At 64.5% G+C, this 20462-nt stretch carries 16 protein-coding genes and 2 pseudogenes; 7 read left to right on the top strand and 11 right to left on the bottom strand.

All coding sequences use genetic code 11. The features are described from left to right. Nucleotide 1 precedes the first annotated feature (1 nt). Nucleotides 2-262, bottom strand: coding sequence for a hypothetical protein (locus F8237_RS13610; RefSeq protein WP_162006039.1), 261 nt, complete (start codon nucleotides 260-262; stop codon nucleotides 2-4). Nucleotides 263-481: 219 nt separating this feature from the next. Between F8237_RS13610 and F8237_RS13605 the strand changes: the two genes are divergently transcribed. After that, nucleotides 482-2176: a bifunctional diguanylate cyclase/phosphodiesterase gene (locus F8237_RS13605; protein WP_162006038.1), complete on the top strand. Its 1695-nt coding sequence runs from the start codon at nucleotides 482-484 to the stop codon at nucleotides 2174-2176. 86 nt (nucleotides 2177-2262) lie between these two features. On the opposite strand, the gene F8237_RS13600 is transcribed toward F8237_RS13605, so the two are convergent. The 7 genes from F8237_RS13600 to F8237_RS13570 all read right to left on the bottom strand — a co-directional run bounded on the left by F8237_RS13600 (nucleotide 2263) and on the right by F8237_RS13570 (nucleotide 11834). Continuing rightward, a complete protein-coding gene (locus F8237_RS13600; RefSeq protein WP_151645402.1) occupies nucleotides 2263-3771 on the bottom strand; it encodes a tripartite tricarboxylate transporter permease in 1509 nt (502 codons plus the stop codon). A 4-nt stretch (nucleotides 3772-3775) separates the two neighbouring features. Beyond that, nucleotides 3776-4261: a tripartite tricarboxylate transporter TctB family protein gene (locus tag F8237_RS13595; RefSeq protein ID WP_151645401.1), complete on the bottom strand. Its 486-nt coding sequence runs from the start codon at nucleotides 4259-4261 to the stop codon at nucleotides 3776-3778. Nucleotides 4262-4414: 153 nt separating this feature from the next. Continuing rightward, nucleotides 4415-5389, bottom strand: coding sequence for a tripartite tricarboxylate transporter substrate binding protein (locus F8237_RS13590; protein WP_151645400.1), 975 nt, complete (start codon nucleotides 5387-5389; stop codon nucleotides 4415-4417). A 204-nt stretch (nucleotides 5390-5593) separates the two neighbouring features. Next, on the bottom strand, nucleotides 5594-8461 hold the full coding sequence (locus F8237_RS13585; RefSeq protein WP_151645399.1) for a PAS-domain containing protein: 2868 nt from the start codon (nucleotides 8459-8461) through the stop codon (nucleotides 5594-5596). 198 nt (nucleotides 8462-8659) lie between these two features. Next, a complete protein-coding gene (locus F8237_RS13580) occupies nucleotides 8660-9535 on the bottom strand; it encodes an acyl-CoA acyltransferase (RefSeq protein WP_151645398.1) in 876 nt (291 codons plus the stop codon). Between the two features lie 37 nt (nucleotides 9536-9572). Beyond that, nucleotides 9573-10553 carry an amino acid--[acyl-carrier-protein] ligase gene (locus tag F8237_RS13575; protein WP_151645397.1) on the bottom strand — a complete coding sequence of 327 codons (981 nt, stop codon included), beginning with the start codon at nucleotides 10551-10553 and terminating at the stop codon, nucleotides 9573-9575. 66 nt (nucleotides 10554-10619) lie between these two features. Beyond that, nucleotides 10620-11834, bottom strand: a complete 1215-nt coding sequence (locus F8237_RS13570; RefSeq protein ID WP_151645396.1) for an acyl-CoA dehydrogenase family protein — start codon at nucleotides 11832-11834, stop codon at nucleotides 10620-10622. A gap of 354 nt (nucleotides 11835-12188) precedes the next feature. Here F8237_RS13570 and F8237_RS13565 point away from each other — a divergent pair, with 354 nt between their 5' ends. From F8237_RS13565 to mtnA, 3 genes are all read left to right on the top strand, one after another. After that, nucleotides 12189-12461 (top strand): phosphopantetheine-binding protein, encoded by a 273-nt coding sequence (locus F8237_RS13565; RefSeq protein WP_015689285.1) that lies wholly within the window; start codon nucleotides 12189-12191, stop codon nucleotides 12459-12461. A gap of 166 nt (nucleotides 12462-12627) precedes the next feature. Beyond that, the gene (locus tag F8237_RS13560) at nucleotides 12628-13503 is read left to right on the top strand and encodes an S-methyl-5'-thioadenosine phosphorylase (protein ID WP_151645394.1); all 876 of its coding nucleotides are present in this window, start codon (nucleotides 12628-12630) and stop codon (nucleotides 13501-13503) included. 18 nt (nucleotides 13504-13521) lie between these two features. Next, the gene (gene mtnA / locus F8237_RS13555; protein WP_151645392.1) at nucleotides 13522-14628 is read left to right on the top strand and encodes an S-methyl-5-thioribose-1-phosphate isomerase; all 1107 of its coding nucleotides are present in this window, start codon (nucleotides 13522-13524) and stop codon (nucleotides 14626-14628) included. Nucleotides 14629-14718: 90 nt separating this feature from the next. Here mtnA and F8237_RS13550 read toward each other — a convergent pair whose 3' ends face one another. Beyond that, nucleotides 14719-15354: an HAD-IA family hydrolase gene (locus F8237_RS13550; protein WP_162006036.1), complete on the bottom strand. Its 636-nt coding sequence runs from the start codon at nucleotides 15352-15354 to the stop codon at nucleotides 14719-14721. A gap of 109 nt (nucleotides 15355-15463) precedes the next feature. Between F8237_RS13550 and F8237_RS13545 the strand changes: the two genes are divergently transcribed. After that, nucleotides 15464-16222: a S1 family peptidase gene (locus F8237_RS13545; protein ID WP_151645390.1), complete on the top strand. Its 759-nt coding sequence runs from the start codon at nucleotides 15464-15466 to the stop codon at nucleotides 16220-16222. 125 nt (nucleotides 16223-16347) lie between these two features. Next, complete coding sequence (locus F8237_RS13540) at nucleotides 16348-17850, top strand: flavin-containing monooxygenase (RefSeq protein ID WP_162006035.1); 1503 nt, start codon at nucleotides 16348-16350, stop codon at nucleotides 17848-17850. A gap of 242 nt (nucleotides 17851-18092) precedes the next feature. Here F8237_RS13540 and F8237_RS13535 read toward each other — a convergent pair. Then, nucleotides 18093-18239: pseudogene (locus F8237_RS13535) on the bottom strand (LuxR C-terminal-related transcriptional regulator); the annotation flags it as partial. Here F8237_RS13535 and F8237_RS13530 point away from each other — a divergent pair. After that, nucleotides 18234-19619: pseudogene (locus tag F8237_RS13530) on the top strand (autotransporter outer membrane beta-barrel domain-containing protein); the annotation flags it as partial. The pseudogenes F8237_RS13535 and F8237_RS13530 overlap by 6 nt on opposite strands. A gap of 4 nt (nucleotides 19620-19623) precedes the next feature. Here the strand turns inward: F8237_RS13530 and F8237_RS13525 are convergent. After that, nucleotides 19624-20454: an MlaD family protein gene (locus F8237_RS13525; protein WP_151645388.1), complete on the bottom strand. Its 831-nt coding sequence runs from the start codon at nucleotides 20452-20454 to the stop codon at nucleotides 19624-19626. Nucleotides 20455-20462: the final 8 nt, after the last annotated feature.

The raw sequence follows: 20462 nt of genomic DNA, 5'->3' as shown, positions 1-20462 counted from the left end.
TCTAAGCCACCTGCCGCGTGCGCGCAGTGACGCTCGGAAGCGGGCGCTTGCTGCCATAGGCCATCTGTGCGTCTTCGGACGAGGCGCGGCGCAGCCGGCTGGTCTGGGGCAGATGCTCGGCGTTGGCAATCAGCTGGGCGAGGAAGCTCGGATCGGGGCGCGGCAGGGGCGCCTTCTGGATCCATGCAAGCGTCGGCATCATCGGCACCAGGGTCGTGCCCGGGCCGTTGTCCATCCCGTCCGATTGATTGGTACTCAACATCGCAATCACCGTTGATTCGGCGGCCTGTCCCGTTGCGAGACGTTGGCGCCGCTGCGTGTCATGTACTCGCAAGGCCTATGCCGGCCGGGCCGGGTTGGTTCCGGAAGGCTGCGCAACGTGGTTTCCAAATTGTTTATGAACTTTGCCTAGGGTTGGAGTCGAATCTGGCCGTAATCTGTGCCGACTCAGGACTCCCCGCTGTCCCGAAACGAGGCGATTTTGACCCCTGCATTGCCGCAAGCCTCCGACATCCTGGCCGCCCTCGGTCAGGCCGTGTTCGCCTGGGACATCACCAGCGACGTCATCGTCTGGGGCGAGCAGGCCCGTGCCATCTTCCCCGGCATCCCGGCCGAGCGCCTGGCGACCGGCGCCGAATTCGCCAAGCTGATCGAGCCCGCGCAGTCGCTGCGGACCGCGGCGCTGGCGCAGACCTCGGCGGTGCATGGTGCCGATGGCACGCCCTACCGGGTCGAGTACGGCGTGCGCATGAGCGCCTCCGATCCCGTGGTCTGGATCGAGGAGACCGGACGCTGGTTTGCCGGCCCCGACGGCCGCCCGGTCCGCGCGATCGGCTCCGTCCGCATCAACAACGAGCGCCATGCCCGCGACGAGGAATTGACCAAGCTCGCCCGGCTCGATCCGCTGACCGGCGAGCTCAACCGCTCGCACCTGATCGCGGCTCTGGCCGAAGCGATCGAGGAGACAACCCGCTTCCGCTCGACCGCGTCTTTCATGCTGGTCGGCATCGATCATCTCGCCCGAGTCAACGACGCCTTCGGCTTTGACGTTGCCGACGCCGTCATCCTCGACGTTGCCAAGCGCATTCGCGCACGGCTGCGCGGCGGCGACGTGCTCGGACGCTTCTCCGGCAACAAATTCGGCCTGATCCTGAAGAACTGCACCGTCGACGACATGAACGTCGCCGCCGAGCGTTTCCTTGCCGGCATTCGCGACGAGGTGGTGCCGACCAAATCCGGACCGGTCTCGGTCACCGCTTCGATCGGTGCGGTCAGCGTGCCGCGCTATGCCCGCAACACCGACGAGGCCGTCAATCGCGCCCATGAGACGCTGGACGCCGCCAAGCGCCGCCGTGCCGGCTCGTTCGCGGCATGGCGCCCGGATGCCGCGCGCGACGCACAGCGCCGCGTCAACATCCGCGTCACCGACGAGATCGTCACGGCGCTGAACGAGCGCCGCATCAAGCTCGCCTACGAGCCGGTCGTGTCGGCCGCCTCGCGCGAACGCGCGTTCCACGAATGCCTGGTGCGGATGGACCAGGGCGGCGGCCAGGTGCTGCTCGCGCCCGACATCGTGCCGGTCGCCGAACGGCTCGGCCTGATCCGCCTCGTCGATCACCGCGTGCTCGAGCTCGTGGTCGCCGAGCTCGCGGCCGCGCCAGACATCTGCCTCAGCCTCAACATCTCGCCGGATACGACGATGGATCCGGACTGGTGGGCCAGCATCGAATCGCTCATGCACGCGCATCCCGGCGTTGCCGACCGGCTGATCGTCGAGATCACCGAAACGGTCGCGATCCAGGACATCGAGGACGTCCGCGGCTTCGTCACGCGGCTGAAGAACTTCGGCAGCCGCATCGCCATCGACGATTTCGGCGCCGGCTACACCTCGTTCCGAAACCTGCGCAAGCTCGGCGTGGACATCGTCAAGATCGACGGCGCCTTCGTGCAGAACATCACCCATTCCGCCGACGACCGCGCCTTCGTGCAGACCCTGATCGACCTCGCCCGCCGCCTCGACATCAAGACAGTGGCCGAATGGGTCCAGGACGAGGATGCCGCACACATGCTGCGCGACTGGGGCTGCGACTACATCCAGGGCCGCCTGATCGGACTCGCCTCGGCCGAGCGCCCGTGGAGCGCACCGCCGGACAGCGCGCTGCCTGCGGCGGGGTAGCGGTTCGCGTCAAAATTTCCTCTTTGGAATCAACCCCTTTCTACTGTGCATGGGGTTGTTTTGACGAACGTTTCCAAGGAAGACATTCACGCGCCTTCATCCAGCGCCACCAGCTCGCGTTTCTTGCGCAGCGACGGCAACAGCGGTGCGATCAGCAGCACCAGCGCGAGCGCAAGGCAGGCGGCCGAGATCGGCCGCTGCACGAAGGTCCAGAGATCGCCCTGCGACAGGATCAGCGACTTGCGCAGATTGTTCTCCAGCATCGGCCCGAGCACGAAGGCGAGCACCAGAGGTGCCGGCTCGTAGCCGAGCTTGCGCATGAAATAGCCGACGATGCCGAACGCGATCATCACATAGACGTCGAACACGTTGTTGCTCGAGCAATAGACGCCGAGGATCGTGAACAGGATGATCAGGGGGAAAAGGATGTTGTAGGGCAGCTTCAGGAGCTGCACCCACATGCCGATCATCGGAAGGTTCAGGATCAGCAGCATGACGTTGCCGATATACATGCTGGCGACGATGCCCCAGAACAGGCCGGGGTTTTGCGTGATCAGCAGCGGCCCCGGCTGCAGGCCGTGGATGACGAAGGCGCCGAGCAGCAGTGCCATCACCACGTTCGGCGGGATGCCAAGTGTCATCAGTGGAATGAACGCGCCGCCGGCTGCCGCATTGTTGGCGGATTCCGGGCCCGCAACGCCTTCGATCGCGCCATGGCCGAAGCGCTCGGGCGTTTTCGATAGTCGCTTCTCGAGCGCGTAGGACGCAAACGAAGCCACCACCGCGCCGCCGCCCGGCAGAATGCCGAGCAGGAATCCGAGCAGCGTGCCGCGCGCGACGGGACCGGCGCTCGCCTGCCAGTCGGCCTTGTTGGGCAGGAGCTGCGTGATCTTGGCGTTGATGATGTCGCGCTTGATCGCCTGCTCGGTGTTGAGCAGCACCTCGGCGACGCCGAACAGGCCCATCACCACCGGCACGAGGCCGATGCCGTCGATCAGCTCCATGCGGCCGAATGTCAGGCGCGGCTGCGCCGTGATGCTGTCGAGCCCGATCAGCCCGAGCACGACGCCGATGCACGCCATCAGCAGTGCCTTCGGCATCGAGCCCTGGGTGAGGAAGGTGAGCACCACGAGGCCGAGCACCATCAGGCTGAAATACTCGGCCGGACCGAACGCGATCGCGATGCTGGCAAGCCTCGGTGCCACCAGCATCAGCGCGATCAGCGCAAACGTGCCGGCGATGAAGGAGCCGAAGGCGGAGATGCCGAGCGCTGGGCCCGCACGGCCTTGTTTCGCCATCTGGTGGCCGTCGATGCAGGTGACGACGGAAGCCGCCTCGCCGGGGATATTGACCAGGATCGAGGTGGTCGAGCCGCCATACATCGAGCCGTAATAGATGCCGGCCATCATGATGATGCCGGATTCCGGCGTACCCGACAGCGTTACGGGCAGCAGCAGCGACATCGCCGAGATAGGCCCGATGCCCGGCAGCACGCCGACCAGCGTTCCGATGAAGACGCCGATGAAGCAATAGAGCAGGTTGATCGGAAGCAGTGCGACCCCGAACCCATGCGCGACGTTGAGAAGCGTATCCATGAGGTCAACCGATCCCGAACAGGCCCGAGGGCAACTGGATCAAGAGCAGGCGCTTGAGCACCCACCACATGCCTGATGGCACCAGCACGGCGACCGGGATTGCCAGTGTCCAGCGCACGGGATCGATCAATCGCAACAGCAGCAGCATCAACGGGATCGACGACAGCAGGAATCCCAATGGCTCCAGGGCGAACGAAAACGCGATGAGGCAGACGATGACGAGAAGCGGCTTGCTCCAGCTCACATTCTCCCACCGCGAAGCCAGCGTCGGGCCGCCCTCGGTCACCGCCGAGACGATGATGGAGCCCGCGAACACGCACATCAGGATGCCCGTATAGAACAGCACGTAGCCGGAGCCGGGGTCGTTGATGGTGCCGAGCTTCAGCTTCAGGCCCTGCCAGATCACGAAGCCGCCGAGCCCGAGCCCGATCAGCCCGCCCCAGAGTTCGGAGTTGTTGAGGCGGAGTTTGACGTTGGTCTGGTCGTTCATTGATGCTCTCTCGTGCCCCGGACGCAGCGCAGCACGAAGTGATGTGCTGCAGAGCCGGGGCCATGAGTGTGGGACGGAAGAGTGGGTCCCGGCTCTGCGGCGCAGCGCTGAAGAAGCGCTGCACCGCGTCCGGGACACGAAACGGACTCGGTCCTACTTCTTCGCCAGCCCGAGGCTATCGATCACCTTGCGCTCGGACTCCGTGAGCTCGACGACGAACTTCTTGTAGTCCTCGGTGTTCCTGTAGTTCGGCACCATGTCGTATTTGGCGAGCGTCGCGATCACCGCGGGATCCTCGACCGCCTTCTTGAAGGCATCGTGCAGCTTGGCGACGATCTTGGGATCCAGGCCCTTCGGGCCGGCGACGCCGAACGGGGAATCGTAGACCATGGGATAGCCGAGCTCCTTCAGTGTCGGCACATCAGGGTAGTTCGGCGACCGCGCGCCGGTCCACACCATCAGGAGCTTCAGCTTGCCTGCGTCGACCAGCGGTCGCCATCCCGTGGAATCGGCCTGCAGCATGGTGTGCTGGCCGAGCACCGCGGCATTGGTCTCCGCGCCGCCCTTGAACGGCACCTGCGTGAGCTTGATGCCCGACATGGCCGCGATCTGCTCCATGCCGATATGCAGCGAGGTGCCAGTGCCCGGCGTGGCATAGGTCACTTTTCCAGGATTCGCCTTGGCGAATTCTACCACGTCCTTCCAGGACTTGAACTGCGACTCCGCGCTGGTGGTCACGCCGAACGTGTAGCCGGTGAGGTGAATGATATAAGTAAAGTCCTTGGCCGGATCCCATGAGACTTCCTGCATCAGGGGCAGGCGTAAGACGGTGATCGGGATCTGCGCGATGGTGTAGCCGTCCGGCTTCGCAGCCGCTGCCATGGTCGCCGGCCCGACGGTGCCGCCGCCGCCGGCCTTGTTGTCGATGACGATCGGCTGCCCCAGCACCTTCGAGGCGCTGTCGGCGATCGCGCGCATCGAGATGTCGGTCGAGCCGCCCGCCGGCCATGGCACGATCAGCGTGATCGGCTTGATAGGATAATCCTGCGCACCGGCAGCGGTCGCGAGCAACGCGCCCACAGCATGCATGGCAGCAAAGGCAATCGTCTTCAGCCCGAATCTCGACATCGAAACTCCTCCCTCGCGGCGGCCTCGTTGGACCGCCGTTTCTCATTGTTATGACGGGATTGTCCCCGAAATCACCGGAGAAGAAAAGCGCGTTGCGCGGAGAGACTGCAGCGGACGCGAGAGCAATCCCGCCGGAAAAGGCACGTGCGACAATTGGTCGTGTGGCGGTGTGCCGAGAGGCGGAATTTGAGGGCCCCTGAGCCCTTACGCCACGCGGCGAACCGCGTTCAGCGTTTCGATGGCGCGTCCGACCTCGGCTGCGGGGCAGGGCTTGCCGAAATAATATCCTTGCACTGCGGTACAGCCGCATTCGCGGACGAAATCGAGCTGCTCGATCGTCTCGACCCCTTCCGCCGTGGTCTCGACGCCGAGCACGGAGCCGAGGCTCGCAATGGTGCGGACGATGGCAACGCTCTCCGGGCTTTCGCCGAGCGTGCCGACGAAGGAGCGGTCGATCTTGATGCGATCGAACGGAAATTTGCGCAAATAGCTCAGCGAGGAATAGCCAACCCCGAAGTCGTCGAGGCTGACGCGCACGCCGAGGGCGCGGAGCTGGTGCAGGATCTCGATCGTCGCCTTGCTGTCGTCGAGCAGCGCCGTTTCGGTGACCTCGAGCTCGAGCCGCCGCGGCGGCAGGCCGGCCTCGGCAAGCGCGCTCGTGACCATCGCCACCAGCCCGCGCGAGCGGAACTGCACCGGCGACAGGTTCACAGCGACCGTGACATCAGGCCATGAGGCGGCCGTGGCACAGGCCGTGCGCAGCACCCATTCGCCGATCGGAACTATCAGCCCGTTCTCCTCCGCGAGCGGAATAAATTCGGCAGGCGAAACCAGGCCGCGCGACGGATGTCTCCAGCGCAGCAGCGCCTCGAAGCCGGTCAGCTCGGTGGTGTCGAGTCGCACCTGCGGCTGGAACACCAGGTGGAATTCGTTGGCCTCGAGCGCGCCGCGCAGATCGTGCTCCAGCGCGTGCCGGCTGCGCGCCTCTTCCTCCATCTCGGGCTCGAACAGCTGATAGGCGCCACGGCCTTTGGCCTTGGCCTGGTACAAAGCGAGGTCGGCGCATTTCATCAGTTCGTCGGCATCGAGCCCGTGATCGGGCGCGACCGCGATGCCGACGGAGACGCCGACATGGACCGATTGGCTTTGCAGCTGCGGCGGGTGAGCGATGATGTCGACCAGACGGCGTGCGAGAGTCTCGGCCGATTGCGGCTGCGGTCCGCGCTGAAGAATTGCGAATTCGTCGCCGCCGAGGCGCGCGACGGTATCATGCTCGCCGACATTCTCTTTCAGCCGCGCTGCGACCCAGCGCAGCAGCCGGTCACCTGCTGCATGGCCAAGCCGGTCGTTGACGGTCTTGAACTTGTCGAGGTCGAAGCAAAGCACGGCCATGGCGCCGCCGGCGATCGCCACGTGGTTCAACCCCTCGCCCATCTTCTCGCGAAACAGCGTGCGATTGGGCAGGTCGGTGAGCGAATCGTGCCGCGCCATGTGCGCCACGCGGGCCTGGGCCTTGTGGCGCTCGGTGACGTCCTCATAGGTGACGACCCAGCCGCCGTGTTCCATCCGCTTGTGATTGAGCTTGATGATGCGGCCGTCGCTCAGATGGCGATGCAGCGTGTGCTCGCCCTCGCGTAGCCGCTCGACGTAGTCGGCGTAGAGCCTGGCACCCGTCATGTTCGGGTGGATGCCGAGCTGGCAGCTGTGTTCCATGATCTCGCGCATCGAGACGCCAGGCTTCACGATCTCGGGCGACAGACCGTACATCTCGATATAGCGGCGATTGCAGACGATGACGTGCAGGCTCGAATCGAGCATGCACAAGCCCTGACTCATGTTGTTCAGCGCCGCATCGAAGCGGCGATATTGCTCGCTCAGCTCCTCGACCGCGTGCTCGTGCTCGGTGATGTCCTCATAGGTGGCGACGAAGCCGCCCTCGGCGAGCGCGCAGTAGCGTACCGAGATCACGGTATCGTTGACCATGCGCCGGCGCATCGGCGAGGAGTCGCGGCGCGCGAGCCGTTCGCGGGCGGCTTCCAGGATCTGCTGCGGGCTGTATTCGGAAGCAAAGGCACCATTCGCCATCGACTGCCTGATCAGCTCGGACAGATGCGTGCCCGGCCGCGTCTGCTCCGGCGACAATCGGTAGATCTGCCGGTAGGTGCTGTTGCAGACCCGAAGTCGCATGTCGCCGTCGTAGAAGGCGAGCCCGTGCGCCATGTTTTCGAGCGCCGCGTCCAGCATGATGTTTTGCTGCTTCAGCGTCTCTTCATATTGCAGCCGCTCGGTGACGTCTTCATGCACCGTCACCCAGCCGCCGTCAGGCATGAACCGTGACACGGTCTGTATCCTGCGCCCATCGTGGCGCGTCACGTGAACGGTTTTCGAGCTCCTGGTTCGGACGTCGTCGAGCCGGGCATCGCGGAACTCGTCTCCGGACACGTCCGCTCTGTTGCCGCGCGAGAGCCAGTGGTCGATGGCTGTCCAATGCGAGACGCCCGGTTTCACGATGTCGGGGTCGAGATTGTAGAGGTTCAGGAAGCGCTCGTTGCAGACGACGATACGGCTGTCGGCGTCATACATGATGAGGCCGTGCGACATGTTGGCGAGCGCGTGCTGGCTGCGCTCGGTCTGGAGGCGCAGCTCCGCCTCGAGACGGGCGAGGCGGCTGACGTCGTCGCAGATCGTCATCCAGCCGCCGCCGGGAAGCGGCTTCAGCTCGAGCGTTATGACAACGCCGCTTGCCAGCGTTTGCCGGGTCCGGAACGGCTTTCCAGCCGCGATCAATGCAATCCGGGACGCATAGAGTGCGTCGACTTCCGCTGCCGGGATGTTGCCGAGCGCAACGCTGTGACCGAGCACGTCCCGATAGCTCGTGCCGATCCGCACGATCTCGGCCGACATGTTGAACAGCGTGAGGTAGCGCTGGTTGACCAGCACGATCCGGTTGTCGGCGTCGTAGACGCAGACGCCCTGCTCCATGTGATCGAGCGCAAGCTGGCTCAGCCCGACCAGGGCCTGCGGGCCCTCATCGCGGCGTGCATCAGGCTTGTTGTCGCGGGTCGACGTCATGGGATCGGCGGGCCTCGGCGGGCAATAGGCTTAACGCAACGTAATTCAACCGCCGAGCGTAGCGAAGAGGCCGGAAAATTCCCTTAAGCGCAGTAGTTTACGGAGGATGACCGGAGAGGCGAAGATGTGGCGTGACGGCAGGATGCCTCGTCTCTGCGAGCTTGGGGACGACAGCAGACGTCGAGGCTCGGGGGGCCCCTACGGTCCGTACAGCACGAGCTCGGTGTCGGTGAGGTCGGCAAGCTGCGGCCGGTGCGGGCCCTTGAAATATTTCCTGCCGCGCCGCTCGGTATAGATGCCGACGAGGCCGGGAATCGGGCCGTCGGAATCGACGGCCACCGCGATCTTGCCGAGCCGCAGCAGCAGCCGGCCAATGCGGCCCGCGCAGGCGGTGTATTCGGCGGCGCTGCGGCAGTAGATCAGCTTCATCGCTGGCGGCGCGATGAAGCCGCGGCGGATGCGCACCGGTTGCAGGATGAAGGGGAACGTCCCTTTCGGCGTGCGGCAGACCAGGCTGAGGCAATTGTAGCGTGCATGCCGCGTCAGTAGCTCGCTCTCCTCGTCGGTCAGCCCCTCGATCGTCTTGGCGTGCTGCGAAATGACCTCGATCTTGCTCCAGCGCGGCGCGCGCGCCAGCGCAGGCACCGAGAAGAAGATTCCACGGCAATAGGCACGAAAACCCTGCGTCTCGATGATCGGCCAGGTCCACGGCGCCGGGCTGATGTTGAGATAGGTCACGTCCTTGTGCCGCTGCGCGATCTTGGTCAGCAGCGGGGCGTAGTTGCGGTAGGCCGGGTCGACATACCAGCTCGACAGATTGCACTGGATCGCGGTCTGTTCGCCGTCTTTCCGCGCCGTGTAGATCAGCAGCAGCACGCCGACGGGCGTGCCGTCATTGTCGATCATGTAGCCGAAGCGCGGATAGCCCTCCGGCACGGGCCGGAAGGCCTGCCGGCGCAGGCCCTGGATCCAGTAGTTGCGCGAGCGGCCGACGAAGCCGCGCGTCAGCAGGTCCGCGACTGCGTCGACGTCGGCTTCGGTGATCTCGCGGCATCGGACCTTGGTGTGAATCACGCTCGTCTTACCCGTGGAAATGGAGGGCCTCGTTCTCTCAGCGCCAGCCTTCGCCATGGGCATCGGCCGCGACTTGCGGCTGCAGGCCCATGATGTCCCGCACCTTGGCGGGCCAGGCGGAAAGGTCGGTGCCGTGGGTGTGGAACATGGCGACGGCGAGCCGGTCCATGCCGAAGGCGACGCAGCCGGTGTGGGCCGGTTCACCGTTGGCGTCCTGGATGCCCCAGGTCGTGCCGAAATGTTCGCGGTGATAGTTGAAGCTCATGCAGGCCGTCGGCTGCTCTTCCGAGCGCAGCGGGATCAGCAGCTCGAACTTGAGCTGCTGCTGCTTCTGGCTCACCGCCTTCATCTGGCCGACGCGGCCGAAGAAGGGGTCGCTGGCATAGTCGACGCGGAAGGTGAGGCCGAGGTCGCGCGCAATCGCCTGCGCGCGAACCATCCAGCGCTCGCGGAAATCGGCGACGTCGTCGGGCGTTCCGATGCAGACATATTCGCGCATCCGGAACGACTGCAGCCGGTCGAGATGTTTTGACGGCTCGCGGCGGAAGCAGTCGGCGGCGACGTCGAAGCGCAGGCCGCCCTTCGGCAGCTGTCCGCGGCTCGCGGCGATCGGGTAGACAGGATAGCAGGCGGCCGGCGACAGCACGAGATCGGCCGGTGACAGCGAGCTGGTCCAATCGCCACCGGCATCGAAGCGGCTCACCGCGGCGTTGATCTCGCGTTCGGTGCCGTGCAGGCCGCAGACGCAGCCGAGCAGGTTCGGAAAGCTCTTGAGATAGCCGGACTTCTCCAACTGGGTGCGGCTCATCACCGGCGGGAAGCGCATCACCTCGGTGCTGGCCTCGCGATGGTTCGTGATCAGCGCGGCAAGCTTCTCGACGACGCCTTCATAAAGCGCGGTGCGGGCATAGACGCCGTCGGCACCCATGCCGTGGAACAGCTTGTCGGTGAGATGATCGAGCGGGTCGACGATTTGCGGCGCGGTCTCGGGCGAATCGGGGAGAACAGCAATGTTCATGTTCGACTTCCTGCTATCTGAAATTATTCTTGTTGGCCTCAAAGGCACGTCAGTCACGAAGGCTTTCTAGTCTCGAAGGCTCGTCGGCACGCCGCTCATCAGCGTCGATGTCGCGGCGTTGGCCAGGATGCGGTCGTTGTTGATCATGATCGGCGACGACAGCACGTCGCGCAGGTGGCGGCCCATGGTGAACTCGCCGTCGTTGCGGTAACCGGAAAGACCGGCGGTGCGCATCGCGTGCATCACGGTTTCGACCGCGAGCTCGGAGGCCTGCACCTTCAACAGCGTGATCGAGGACTGGAAGTCGAGCGAGCTCAGCGCTCGCTCGTCATGCTCGGCACGGGCGAAGGCATCGAGATTGGCCGAAATCAACGCGCGCAGCTTGGCCAGCGACATTTTGGCGGCGGTGAAATGCGCCGCGGCCGGCGGCATCTGGCCGCCGGAGCTGCGCGCCGCCTTGCGGATGAAGGCCTGCGCACGCGTCACCGCGGCCGCGGCGATGCCGGCCCAGGCGGATGACCAGCACAGATGCGCGAACGGCGTCATGGTCTGGGCGTGGATCTTGTCATAGGATTCGGGAAAGACGCGATCGGCGGGGCAGTCGACCTTCAGCTCGAAACCGGTCGAGCAGGTGCCGCGCATGCCGAGCGTCTCCCAGCCCAGCGTCCGTTTCAGCGAATAATCGTCCTTGGCGAGCGCCAGCAGCACCTGATCGGACGCGGACGCATCGGTGGCGCGTCGGGCGATGGTGACGAGGCCGTCGGCCTCGGCGCCGTAGGAGATCACGGTGGCGTCGCGCACCAGCGAGACGGTGTCGCCGGCGTGGTCGACGGCGGCGGCGCTGGCGCGGATGTTGCCGCCGTTCTGGCCCTCGGTGGTCGAGGAGGCCAGCAGCCACTGGTCGCGGGCGACCCGGCGCATCATGGTCTCCATCCAGGGGATGCCATGACCGTGCCTGATGACACAGGCGACCTTGGTCTGGTGCATTGCGTAGATCATCGCCGTGGAGGCGCAGGCGCGTCCGAGCGTGTAGCAGATGTCCGTGACGTCGTGGATCGAAGCGCCGAAGCCGCCATACTCGACGGGGATCATGACGCCGAGCAGCTTCTGCTCACGCGCAGCGTCGAAAGCCTTGTGGGGGAACCGGGCATCGCGATCGACCGCGTCGGCGTCGGCGGCTGCCACAGTGGCGGTGCGCGCGGTGCGCTCGATCAAGGAGGGGCCTTCGAGAAGGCTCGCTTGCGCCTCGTCGACAGTCAAGACTGCTTCACGCACGTTCATGCTCGTCCGCCTCCATTTCGTCGTTCGAAACCGCAGGCATCATTTGCGATGCCGTTCGCGATCATCCGACTATCTTGCTTGTGATTGGAGGCTACGGATTTAATTCAAATTCGTCGATGAAATAGAGGGTAAACGATCTGCAATTCCGAATGAACAGTTAAGGCCCGGTTGTTTGAATCGCCGAAGATCAGGGTGTCGCGTTAGGGATCTGGAAGAAGCTCGAATTCCGGACAATCTGAGTCATTGTTTACTAAGAAACGCGAAGTAATGGTGCGGCCCATTGCGGGATCGGCCCGTCGTGCTCATCGTACCCGACAACCGGTCCGACCTTTGACAGACAGATGGGAATTGCCGATGCAGGCCTTCGATACCGACGTGCGTAATCGCATCATCAAGCTGGTGAAGGGCATCCTCGAGCAGAATTCGCTCACCGCAGATGTCACGCCTTCGGCAAAGCTCGTCGACGCGGGCCTGACCTCGATGGACATGGTCAATCTGATGCTGGGCGTCGAAGCCGAGTTCGACTTCACCATTCCGCAGTCCGAGATCACGCCGGAGAATTTCCAATCCGTGGAGACGCTGGAGCGCATGGTCGCCACCCAGCTGCAGCCGGCGACCGCGGCCTAGTCAAGGATGCCGTTCCGTCCCCGGCGTTTGCCGGGACGACAGCGAGTTTGTAGCGAGCGCTCACCGCAGCGCACGAGACGCCGTCCACTGCATCCCCCGTTGGAAAGCCGTCCCAAAGCTGGCATAGCTTAACCATGTCGCACATGGCGAACAGGGTGGAGCAGGCATGACGCAGGCGGTATTGGGCATCATCGGCGGCTCCGGCATCTATGATCTGCCGGGTCTCGAGGACGCGCACGAAGAGGTGATCAAAAGCCCCTGGGGTGAGCCGTCGGCGCCCCTGCGCCGCGGATCCATCGCCGGCCTGCCGATCGTGTTCCTGCCGCGGCATGACAAGGGCCACCGGCTGTCGCCCTCCGACATCAACTATCGCGCCAATATCGATGTCCTGAAGCGTGCCGGCGTGACCGACCTGATCTCGCTGTCGGCCTGTGGTTCGTTCAAGGAGGAGATGCCGCCGGGCACTTTCGTTCTCGTCGATCAGTTCGTCGACCGCACCCACAAGCGCGAAAGCTCGTTCTTCGGCCGGGGCTGCGTCGCGCATGTGTCCATGGCGCATCCCGTCTCGCCGCGGCTGCGCATCCATCTCGCGGCGGCCGCCGAAGCCGAAGGCATCGCGATCGCGCGCGGCGGCACCTATGTCTGCATGGAGGGGCCGCAATTCTCCACCTACGCGGAGAGCATGACCTACAAAACGCTGGGCTATTCCGTGGTCGGCATGACCAACATGCCCGAGGCCAAACTCGCCCGCGAAGCAGAGATTTGCTACGCGACCGTCGCGATGGTGACGGATTTCGATTGCTGGCATCCCGATCACGACGCCGTCACCGTGCAGGACATCATCCGTGTGCTGACCACAAACGCCGACAAGGCGAAGGCGTTGGTGGCGCGGCTGGCAAAGGAGTTCCCGCGCGAGCACGAGCCGTGCCCGATTGGCTCGGACCGCGCGCTCGACACCGCACTGATCACGGCGCCCGAGGCGCGTGATCCCGAGCTTCTGAAGAAGCTCGATGCGGTGGCGGGGCGCATCCTGCGCGGTTGAGACGAAAGGCAGAATGCCATGAAGGTCGACGGCAAGCATTTCCGCAGCATCTGGCGCGAGCGTGACGGCTGGTCGATCGGCGCGATCGACCAGCGCAAGCTGCCTCACGAGTTCGTCGTCGCGCGCCTGACCTCCTGCGAGGACGCAGCGGTCGCGATCCGCGACATGCTGGTGCGCGGTGCGCCGCTGATCGGCGCCACCGCCGCTTACGGCATGGCCCTCGCGATGCGTGAGGATGCCTCGGATGCGGGTTTGAAGCGCGCCTACGACGCGCTTGTCGTGGCGCGACCGACCGCGATCAATCTGAAATGGGCGCTCGACGAAATGCGTGCGACGCTCACGCCGATTGACCCTCTGGAAAGGGCAGAGGCCGCCTATGTGCGCGCCGACGAGATCGCGGAACAGGATGTGGCGATCAACCGCGGCATCGCCGACAATGGCCTGAAGCTGATCGAGGCGATCGCAGCGAAGAAGCCGGGCGAGGCCGTCAATTTGCTGACCCATTGCAACGCCGGCTGGCTCGCCACCGTCGACTGGGGCACCGCGACGGCGCCGATCTATCTGGCGCATGAGCGCGGTATCAAGGTCCATGTCTGGGTCGACGAGACCCGCCCGCGCAACCAGGGCGCCTCGCTCACTGCCTGGGAGCTCGGCCATCACGGCGTGCCGCATACCGTGATCCCCGACAACACCGGCGGGCACTTGATGCAGCACGGTATGGTCGATCTTGCCATCGTCGGCACCGACCGTGTCGCGGCCAATGGCGACGTCTGCAACAAGATCGGCACCTATTTGAAGGCGCTTGCCGCGTACGACAATGGCGTTCCGTTCTACGTCGCGCTGCCGTCGCCGACGATCGACTTCGCCGTCGATGACGGCATTCGCGACATTCCGATCGAGCAGCGCAGCGGAGTGGAAGTGACCGACATGACCGGCCGTGCCGCCGATGGACGGCTCGAGACGGTCAGGATCGTGCCGGAAGGTTCGCCGGTCGCGAACTACGCCTTCGACGTGACCCCGGCGCGGCTCGTTACCGGCCTCATCACCGAACGCGGCGTGCTGAAGCCGGATCGTGCTTCGCTGGCGGCCGCCTTTCCGGAGCGGATCGCGGTGAAAGAAGCGTAGGGTGGGTTAGGCGAAGCCGTAACCTACCAAGAACGTTCGGCGATCGACGAGACGTGGTGGGTTACGCTGCGCTAACCCACCCTACTGCCGTTACCCCAGTTTCAGCCCTGTCGCCGCCTCGAGCTCGGCGATGGCCTGGGCGCCGCTCGTGACCTTGATCGTAGTCATGCCCATCTCGCGCGCGGGCTTCAGGTTGACGCCGAGGTCGTCGAGATAGACGCAAGCCTTCGGATCGACCTTCAGCGTCTCGACCATCAGCTGGTAAATGCGCGGATCAGGCTTGCGCAGGCCGATCTTGGCGGATTCGATGACGTGGTCGAACAGCACCATCACCTCGGCGACGTAGAGCGAGCGACCTGTCATGCTGCCGATCGCGTTGGCCGGCAGATTGTTGGTGATGCAGCCGGTCCTGAATTGCGCCTTTATGCGCTTCAGCGCTTCGACCATCGCGGGGCGCAGATCGCCCTGGAGCAGCGGCAGCACGTCGCGGCCGCGCACCTCTGCGCCGAGTGCGCGTGACTCCTCCGCGAACAAATGATCGAAGGTGTCGATATCGACCTCGGCCCGCTCGAATTTCGCCCAGGCGTTTTCCAGATGATTGGCGGCATTGGTGCGCCGGATGATGTCGATGGGCAGGCCGCGCTCCGCTTCGAATCGCGCAAATGCCTCGAACGGCGAGCTCGTCAGCACGCCGCCAAAATCAAAGATCACAGCCTCGATCGCCACTATCCTGCCCTCGTCAATTCCTTTCCAAGAGGGCTAGCATGCGCTATCGGCAAGGACCAGTCCGAAGCAATCACCCGCCTTACCGATGCCGATGCCAAAGCGTGTTCCCATGAAGAAGCCTGCAACTCTCGTCATTGCTGCGTTGCTGCTCGCCACGCCCGCTTTCGCCATTGTCGGTGGCGGTACGCCGCAGACCGATGGCGTCGCGCGCGCTATCGTCACCATCGTCGGCTCGCGCGGTAATTTCTGCACCGGCAGCCTGATCGCACCGAAGCTGGTGCTCACGGTCGCTCACTGCGTGCAGCCTGGCGCGGACTACAAGATCGTCGATCGTGGCGCCGACGGTGTGCCGCAATTGCTGAACGTTCGCACTGTCGCGATCCATCCGAGCTTCAACATGCAGGCGATGCAGGCCCATCGCGCCACTGCCGATGTGGCACTGCTGCAGCTCGATATTCCACTCAAGGGAAAATCGACGGTCGCGGTCGGTGCGCCGAATATTCCAATCCAGGTCGGTAGCCGTTTCGTCATCGCCGGTATTGGCGTCACTGTGCGCGGCGACGGCAAGAGCGGCGGCACGACGCGCGTTGCCGGCCTTGTTGCCACGGGGCAGCCGGGCACGCTGCAAATTCGCCTGGTCGATCCCGTAACCAGCGGTGTTCGCGACGGAATTGGCGCCTGTACCGGCGATTCCGGCGGCCCCGTGTTCGAGGACAAGGCGAACGGCCCCGTGCTCGTCGGCGTCATCAGCTGGTCCACGGGACCGAACGGTGCCGCCGGCTGCGGCGGATTGACCGGTGTCACGCCTCTCACGCTCTATCGCGACTGGATCTTGCAGACCGCGCGGGGCTGGGGTGCGGCGCTGTGATTTGACCGCGAATTGATCTATGTCATTTTGTAGTGGACGCGCGATGGGTGACGATGCCTGTCGCGGAGGAAACGCGTCGTCCAATCAAGGACGGCCACAAAAACAAGCAAGGCATAGAAGCAACAATGAATGTCGCTGTTCGCAGTCACGCCACGGCCAAGCAGGCTTCTGAACATTTCGATGTGCTGATCGTCGGTGCCGGCATCTCCGGAATAGGCAGTGCCTATCACATCGAAAAGCAGCTTCCGGGCACGAGTTACGTCATCCTGGAAACGCAGGCGACGTTCGGCGGCACCTGGAGCACGCATCGCTATCCCGGCATCCGCTCGGACAGCGACCTCCACACCTTCGGCTACAGCTTCAAGCCCTGGGTGGGGCCGCCGATCGCAACCGCCGAGGAAATCCTCGCCTACATGAACGAGGTGATCGACGACAACGATATCGGCCGGCACATCCGCTACAAGCACAAGATCAATTCCGCGAGCTGGTCGACCGAGCAGAATCTCTGGACCATCGAGGCGGTAACGACCGATACCGGTGAAGCAAAGACCTTCACCGCGAATTTCCTCTGGATGTGCCAGGGCTATTATCGCCATTCCGAAGGCTATACGCCCGAGTGGAAGGGCGCCGATCGCTTCAAGGGCCGCATCGTCCATCCGCAGACCTGGCCTGACGATATCGATCTCGCCGGCAAGAAGGTGGTCGTGATCGGCTCGGGCGCGACGGCGGCGACGCTGGTGCCGAACATCGCGGACAAATGCGAGCATGTCACCATGCTGCAGCGTTCGCCGACCTATTTCCGTCTCGGCCGTAACGCCATCGAGATCGCGGAGGAGCTGCGCAGGCTCCAGGTCGACGAGGCCTGGATCCACGAGATCGTCCGTCGCAAGATATTGTTCGAGCAGGATGCGTTCACGAAGCTCTGCATCTCCAAGCCAGAGCAAGTGAAGAAAGAGCTGATCGGCCAGATCAGCGCGGTGCTCGGCCCGGACTACGACGTCGAGACGCATTTCACGCCGACCTACCGGCCGTGGCGGCAGCGCATCGCCTTCGTGCCGGATGCCGATCTGTTCAAGGGCATCGCCAGCGGCAAGGCTTCCGTCGTCACCGACGAAATCGAATGCTTCGTCGAAAACGGTATCGAGCTGAAGTCCGGCAAGCTGCTCGAGGCCGATGTCATCGTCACCGCGACCGGCTTCAATCTCTCGGCCCTCGGCGACATCGCCTTCGAGATCGACGGCAAGCCGCTCGCCTTCGGCGACACCGTCACCTATCGCGGCATGATGTTCACGGGCGTGCCGAACCTGGTCTGGGTGTTCGGATATTTTCGTGCCAGCTGGACGCTGCGTGTCGATCTCGTCGCGGATTTCGTCTGCCGTCTGCTCGGTCACATGAAGGCCAAAGGCGCGAAGAAGGTCGAGGTCAAGCTCCGCGCCGAAGACCACAACATGCCGATCCTGCCCTGGATCGATCCGGAGAACTTCAACCCGGGCTACATCATGCGCGACATGAACCTGCTGCCCAAGCGCGGCGACAAGCCGGAATGGCAGCACAGCCAGGATTACTGGACCGAAAAGGACGAGATCCCGAAGACGGATCTGGATGACAAGGCGTTCGTGTACGGGTGAGGAGGTTGTTCGTGTAAGGGGCGATAGCGGTCGCGACACCTTCCGCTGTCGTCCCGGGGCGCGAAGCGAACCCGGGACCCATACTCCCAGGGAGTGGTTATAGGGCGAGCGGGCAACTCCGAGTCTTCGCCAAATGTTTCCCTGTGGCTATGGATCCCGGATCTGCGCTCCGCTTCGCTGCGCTTGTCCGGGACGACACTGTTTGTTGGGCAGGTGGCGTCTCAGCTCATTCGCAGTACCGCTTACGAATTCCGCCGCGTCGCATTCGTCGCGATCGCTGCCGCCGCGGTCCGGTTCTCCACTCCGAGCTTGGCGTAGATCTGCTCCAGATGCTTGTCGACCGTGCGCGGGCTGAGGCCCAGAATCTGCGCGATGTCGCGGTTGTCACGCTGGACGGCACGGTCGGTGTCTCGCTGTATCCTGGCAGCACGGTGATGCGGCACTACTCGATCATGGAATTTTTCGGGACTGCCACCGGCAATTTTGCCGGCGTCGCCGCGCCAGGCGGCCTCATCGGCACGACCACCGTCGGATCGAACGAGGTCTTCCTCGATTTCACACTCGACTACGGGACGAAATACGCCCTCAACGTCAATCAGAAGAACGTTGCCGCGACGCTTCAGAATTTCTTCAACGCCAATGGCGTCCTGCAGGCCGGATTTGCAGGCCTCGGGCCCAACGGCCTGACTCAAGCCTCCGGCGAGTCCGGCACCGGTTCGCAGCAGACGACGTTCAACGCAATGAACCTGTTCATGAGCCTGTTGACCGACGTGTTCGGCTCCGGGCGCAGCGGCACGCCCGGTGCGACGCCTTACGCCGACGACACCAGCGCGAGTGCCTATGCCGCGACCGGCAAGAGCGCGCGCGGCAAGGATGCGCGCGATGCCTTTGCCTCGATCTACCGCAAGGCACCGGCTGCGACGTTCGAGCAACGCTGGGATGTGTGGGCGGCCAGCTATGGCGGCTCGCAGACCACCGACGGCAGTGCCGTGCTCGGTTCGAACAGCACCAGCAGCAACGTCTATGGCACGGCCGTCGGCCTCGACTACCGCTTCTCGCCGTCGACGATCGCCGGCTTCGCGCTGGCCGGCGGCGGCACCGGCTTCAACGTCAACGGGCTCGGCTGGGGCCGCTCCGACCTGTTCCAGGCCGGGGCCTTCGTGCGCCATACGGCGGGACCGGCCTATATCTCGGCCGCACTCGCCTATGGCTGGCAGGACGTCACGACCAACCGCATTGTCACGGCGGCCGGCACCGATCAGCTGCGCGCGCAGTTCAACGCCAACGCCCTCTCGGGCCGTGTCGAAGGCGGTTATCGCTATGCCACGCAGTGGATCGGCCTGACGCCCTATGCCGCGGCGCAGGCCACCTTGTTCAGCCTGCCGAGCTATTCGGAGTTCGCGGTGGTCGGCAGCAACACCTTCGCGCTCAACTACGCTGCCAAGGATGTCACCAGCACCCGCACCGAGCTCGGCCTGCGCGCGGACAGGTCGTTTGCCGCGGCCGGCGGCCTGATGACCCTGCGAGGCCGCCTCGCCTGGGCGCATGACTACAATCCCGATCGTACCGTCGGCGCAGTGTTCCAGACTTTGCCGGGCTCGGCCTTCGTCGTGAACGGTGCCGCGCAGGCGCGCGATTCCGCGCTGACCACGGCATCGGTGCAGATGAGCTGGATGAACGGCTGGTCTGCTGCGGCGACCTTCGAGGGCGAGTTCTCGAACGTCACCCGCTCCTACGCCGGCAAGGGCGTCGTCCGCTACGCGTGGTGAGGCCTTACTGCTTCTTTTGCGGAGGCTTGCGCGGTGGCCGCGGAGCGGCGGCGGGCGAGGGCGTCCCGCTCATCTTGTTGGCGGCCTCGCTGACATCGAGCAGCGAGCGGCGGGTGTCCTCGAGGAAGCTCGCCGATTTCTTCTTCATGGTGTCGGCAAGCTCGTGCAGCCCCTTGATCTTCTCGAACAGCTCGTCGGCCTTGCCGTCGGCGAAGCCGGGCATCACGCTCTCGATCTTGGTGACCGCCTTGTCGAATCCCGCGAAAGCGCTGTCGACCTTGGCCATGACGGAATCGATCTCGCCGCCCTTGCTCCTGAGATCGGCGGTGTAGCCCTCGAACGTGCGCAAGCCGTCCTTGATCGCAGGTGCGTTGCTGACGATGGTACGGTCGACACTGTGCAGGGTGTCGACGATGGATTCGACGTCGCTGAGATCGGCGGTGAGCACGGGAATGCCGTCCGAATCCAGCGGCACCGGCGGCGCGGAAGGCGCTCCGCCGATCAAGGAGACCGCGGCGACGCCGGTGAGCCCCTGGAACTCGATGCCGGCCACGGTGTCCTTGCGGATCGGCGCGGAGTTGTCGAGCATCACCAGCGCCACGACCTTGCGGGGATTGTCCAGCTTGATCGACAGGATCTGGCCCGCAAGCACGCCGTCGAAATTGACCGGACCGCCGCGGCGCAGGCCGCTGGCGGAACCGCCTTCGAACACCACGCGCAACTGGCTGCGGCTCTGGGCGGCACGCCATTTCTGCACGCCGAGCAGGCCGCCGAACGCCACGGCAATCACCGTCAGCGTCGCCGTTCCGATCACAAGATTGCTCGCGCGTGCCATCAGGTGCG

The organism is Bradyrhizobium betae (assembly GCF_008932115.1).
Taxonomy (GTDB): Bacteria; Pseudomonadota; Alphaproteobacteria; order Rhizobiales; family Xanthobacteraceae; genus Bradyrhizobium; species Bradyrhizobium betae.
This window is presented reverse-complemented; position numbering and strand designations above follow the sequence as displayed.

Excerpts from the sequence above, each read along its gene's own strand:
- F8237_RS13610 (WP_162006039.1), bottom strand. The coding sequence starts at position 262 with ATGTTGAGTACCAATCAATCGGACGGGATGGACAACGGCCCGGGCACG.
- F8237_RS13600 (WP_151645402.1), bottom strand. The coding sequence starts at position 3,771 with ATGGATACGCTTCTCAACGTCGCGCATGGGTTCGGGGTCGCACTGCTT.
- F8237_RS13595 (WP_151645401.1), bottom strand. The coding sequence starts at position 4,261 with ATGAACGACCAGACCAACGTCAAACTCCGCCTCAACAACTCCGAACTC.
- F8237_RS13590 (WP_151645400.1), bottom strand. The coding sequence starts at position 5,389 with ATGTCGAGATTCGGGCTGAAGACGATTGCCTTTGCTGCCATGCATGCT.
- F8237_RS13585 (WP_151645399.1), bottom strand. The coding sequence starts at position 8,461 with ATGACGTCGACCCGCGACAACAAGCCTGATGCACGCCGCGATGAGGGC.
- F8237_RS13575 (WP_151645397.1), bottom strand. The coding sequence starts at position 10,553 with ATGAACATTGCTGTTCTCCCCGATTCGCCCGAGACCGCGCCGCAAATC.
- F8237_RS13570 (WP_151645396.1), bottom strand. The coding sequence starts at position 11,834 with ATGAACGTGCGTGAAGCAGTCTTGACTGTCGACGAGGCGCAAGCGAGC.
- F8237_RS13565 (WP_015689285.1), top strand. The coding sequence starts at position 12,189 with ATGCAGGCCTTCGATACCGACGTGCGTAATCGCATCATCAAGCTGGTG.
- F8237_RS13560 (WP_151645394.1), top strand. The coding sequence starts at position 12,628 with ATGACGCAGGCGGTATTGGGCATCATCGGCGGCTCCGGCATCTATGAT.
- mtnA (WP_151645392.1), top strand. The coding sequence starts at position 13,522 with ATGAAGGTCGACGGCAAGCATTTCCGCAGCATCTGGCGCGAGCGTGAC.
- F8237_RS13545 (WP_151645390.1), top strand. The coding sequence starts at position 15,464 with ATGAAGAAGCCTGCAACTCTCGTCATTGCTGCGTTGCTGCTCGCCACG.
- F8237_RS13540 (WP_162006035.1), top strand. The coding sequence starts at position 16,348 with ATGAATGTCGCTGTTCGCAGTCACGCCACGGCCAAGCAGGCTTCTGAA.
- F8237_RS13525 (WP_151645388.1), bottom strand. The coding sequence starts at position 20,454 with ATGGCACGCGCGAGCAATCTTGTGATCGGAACGGCGACGCTGACGGTG.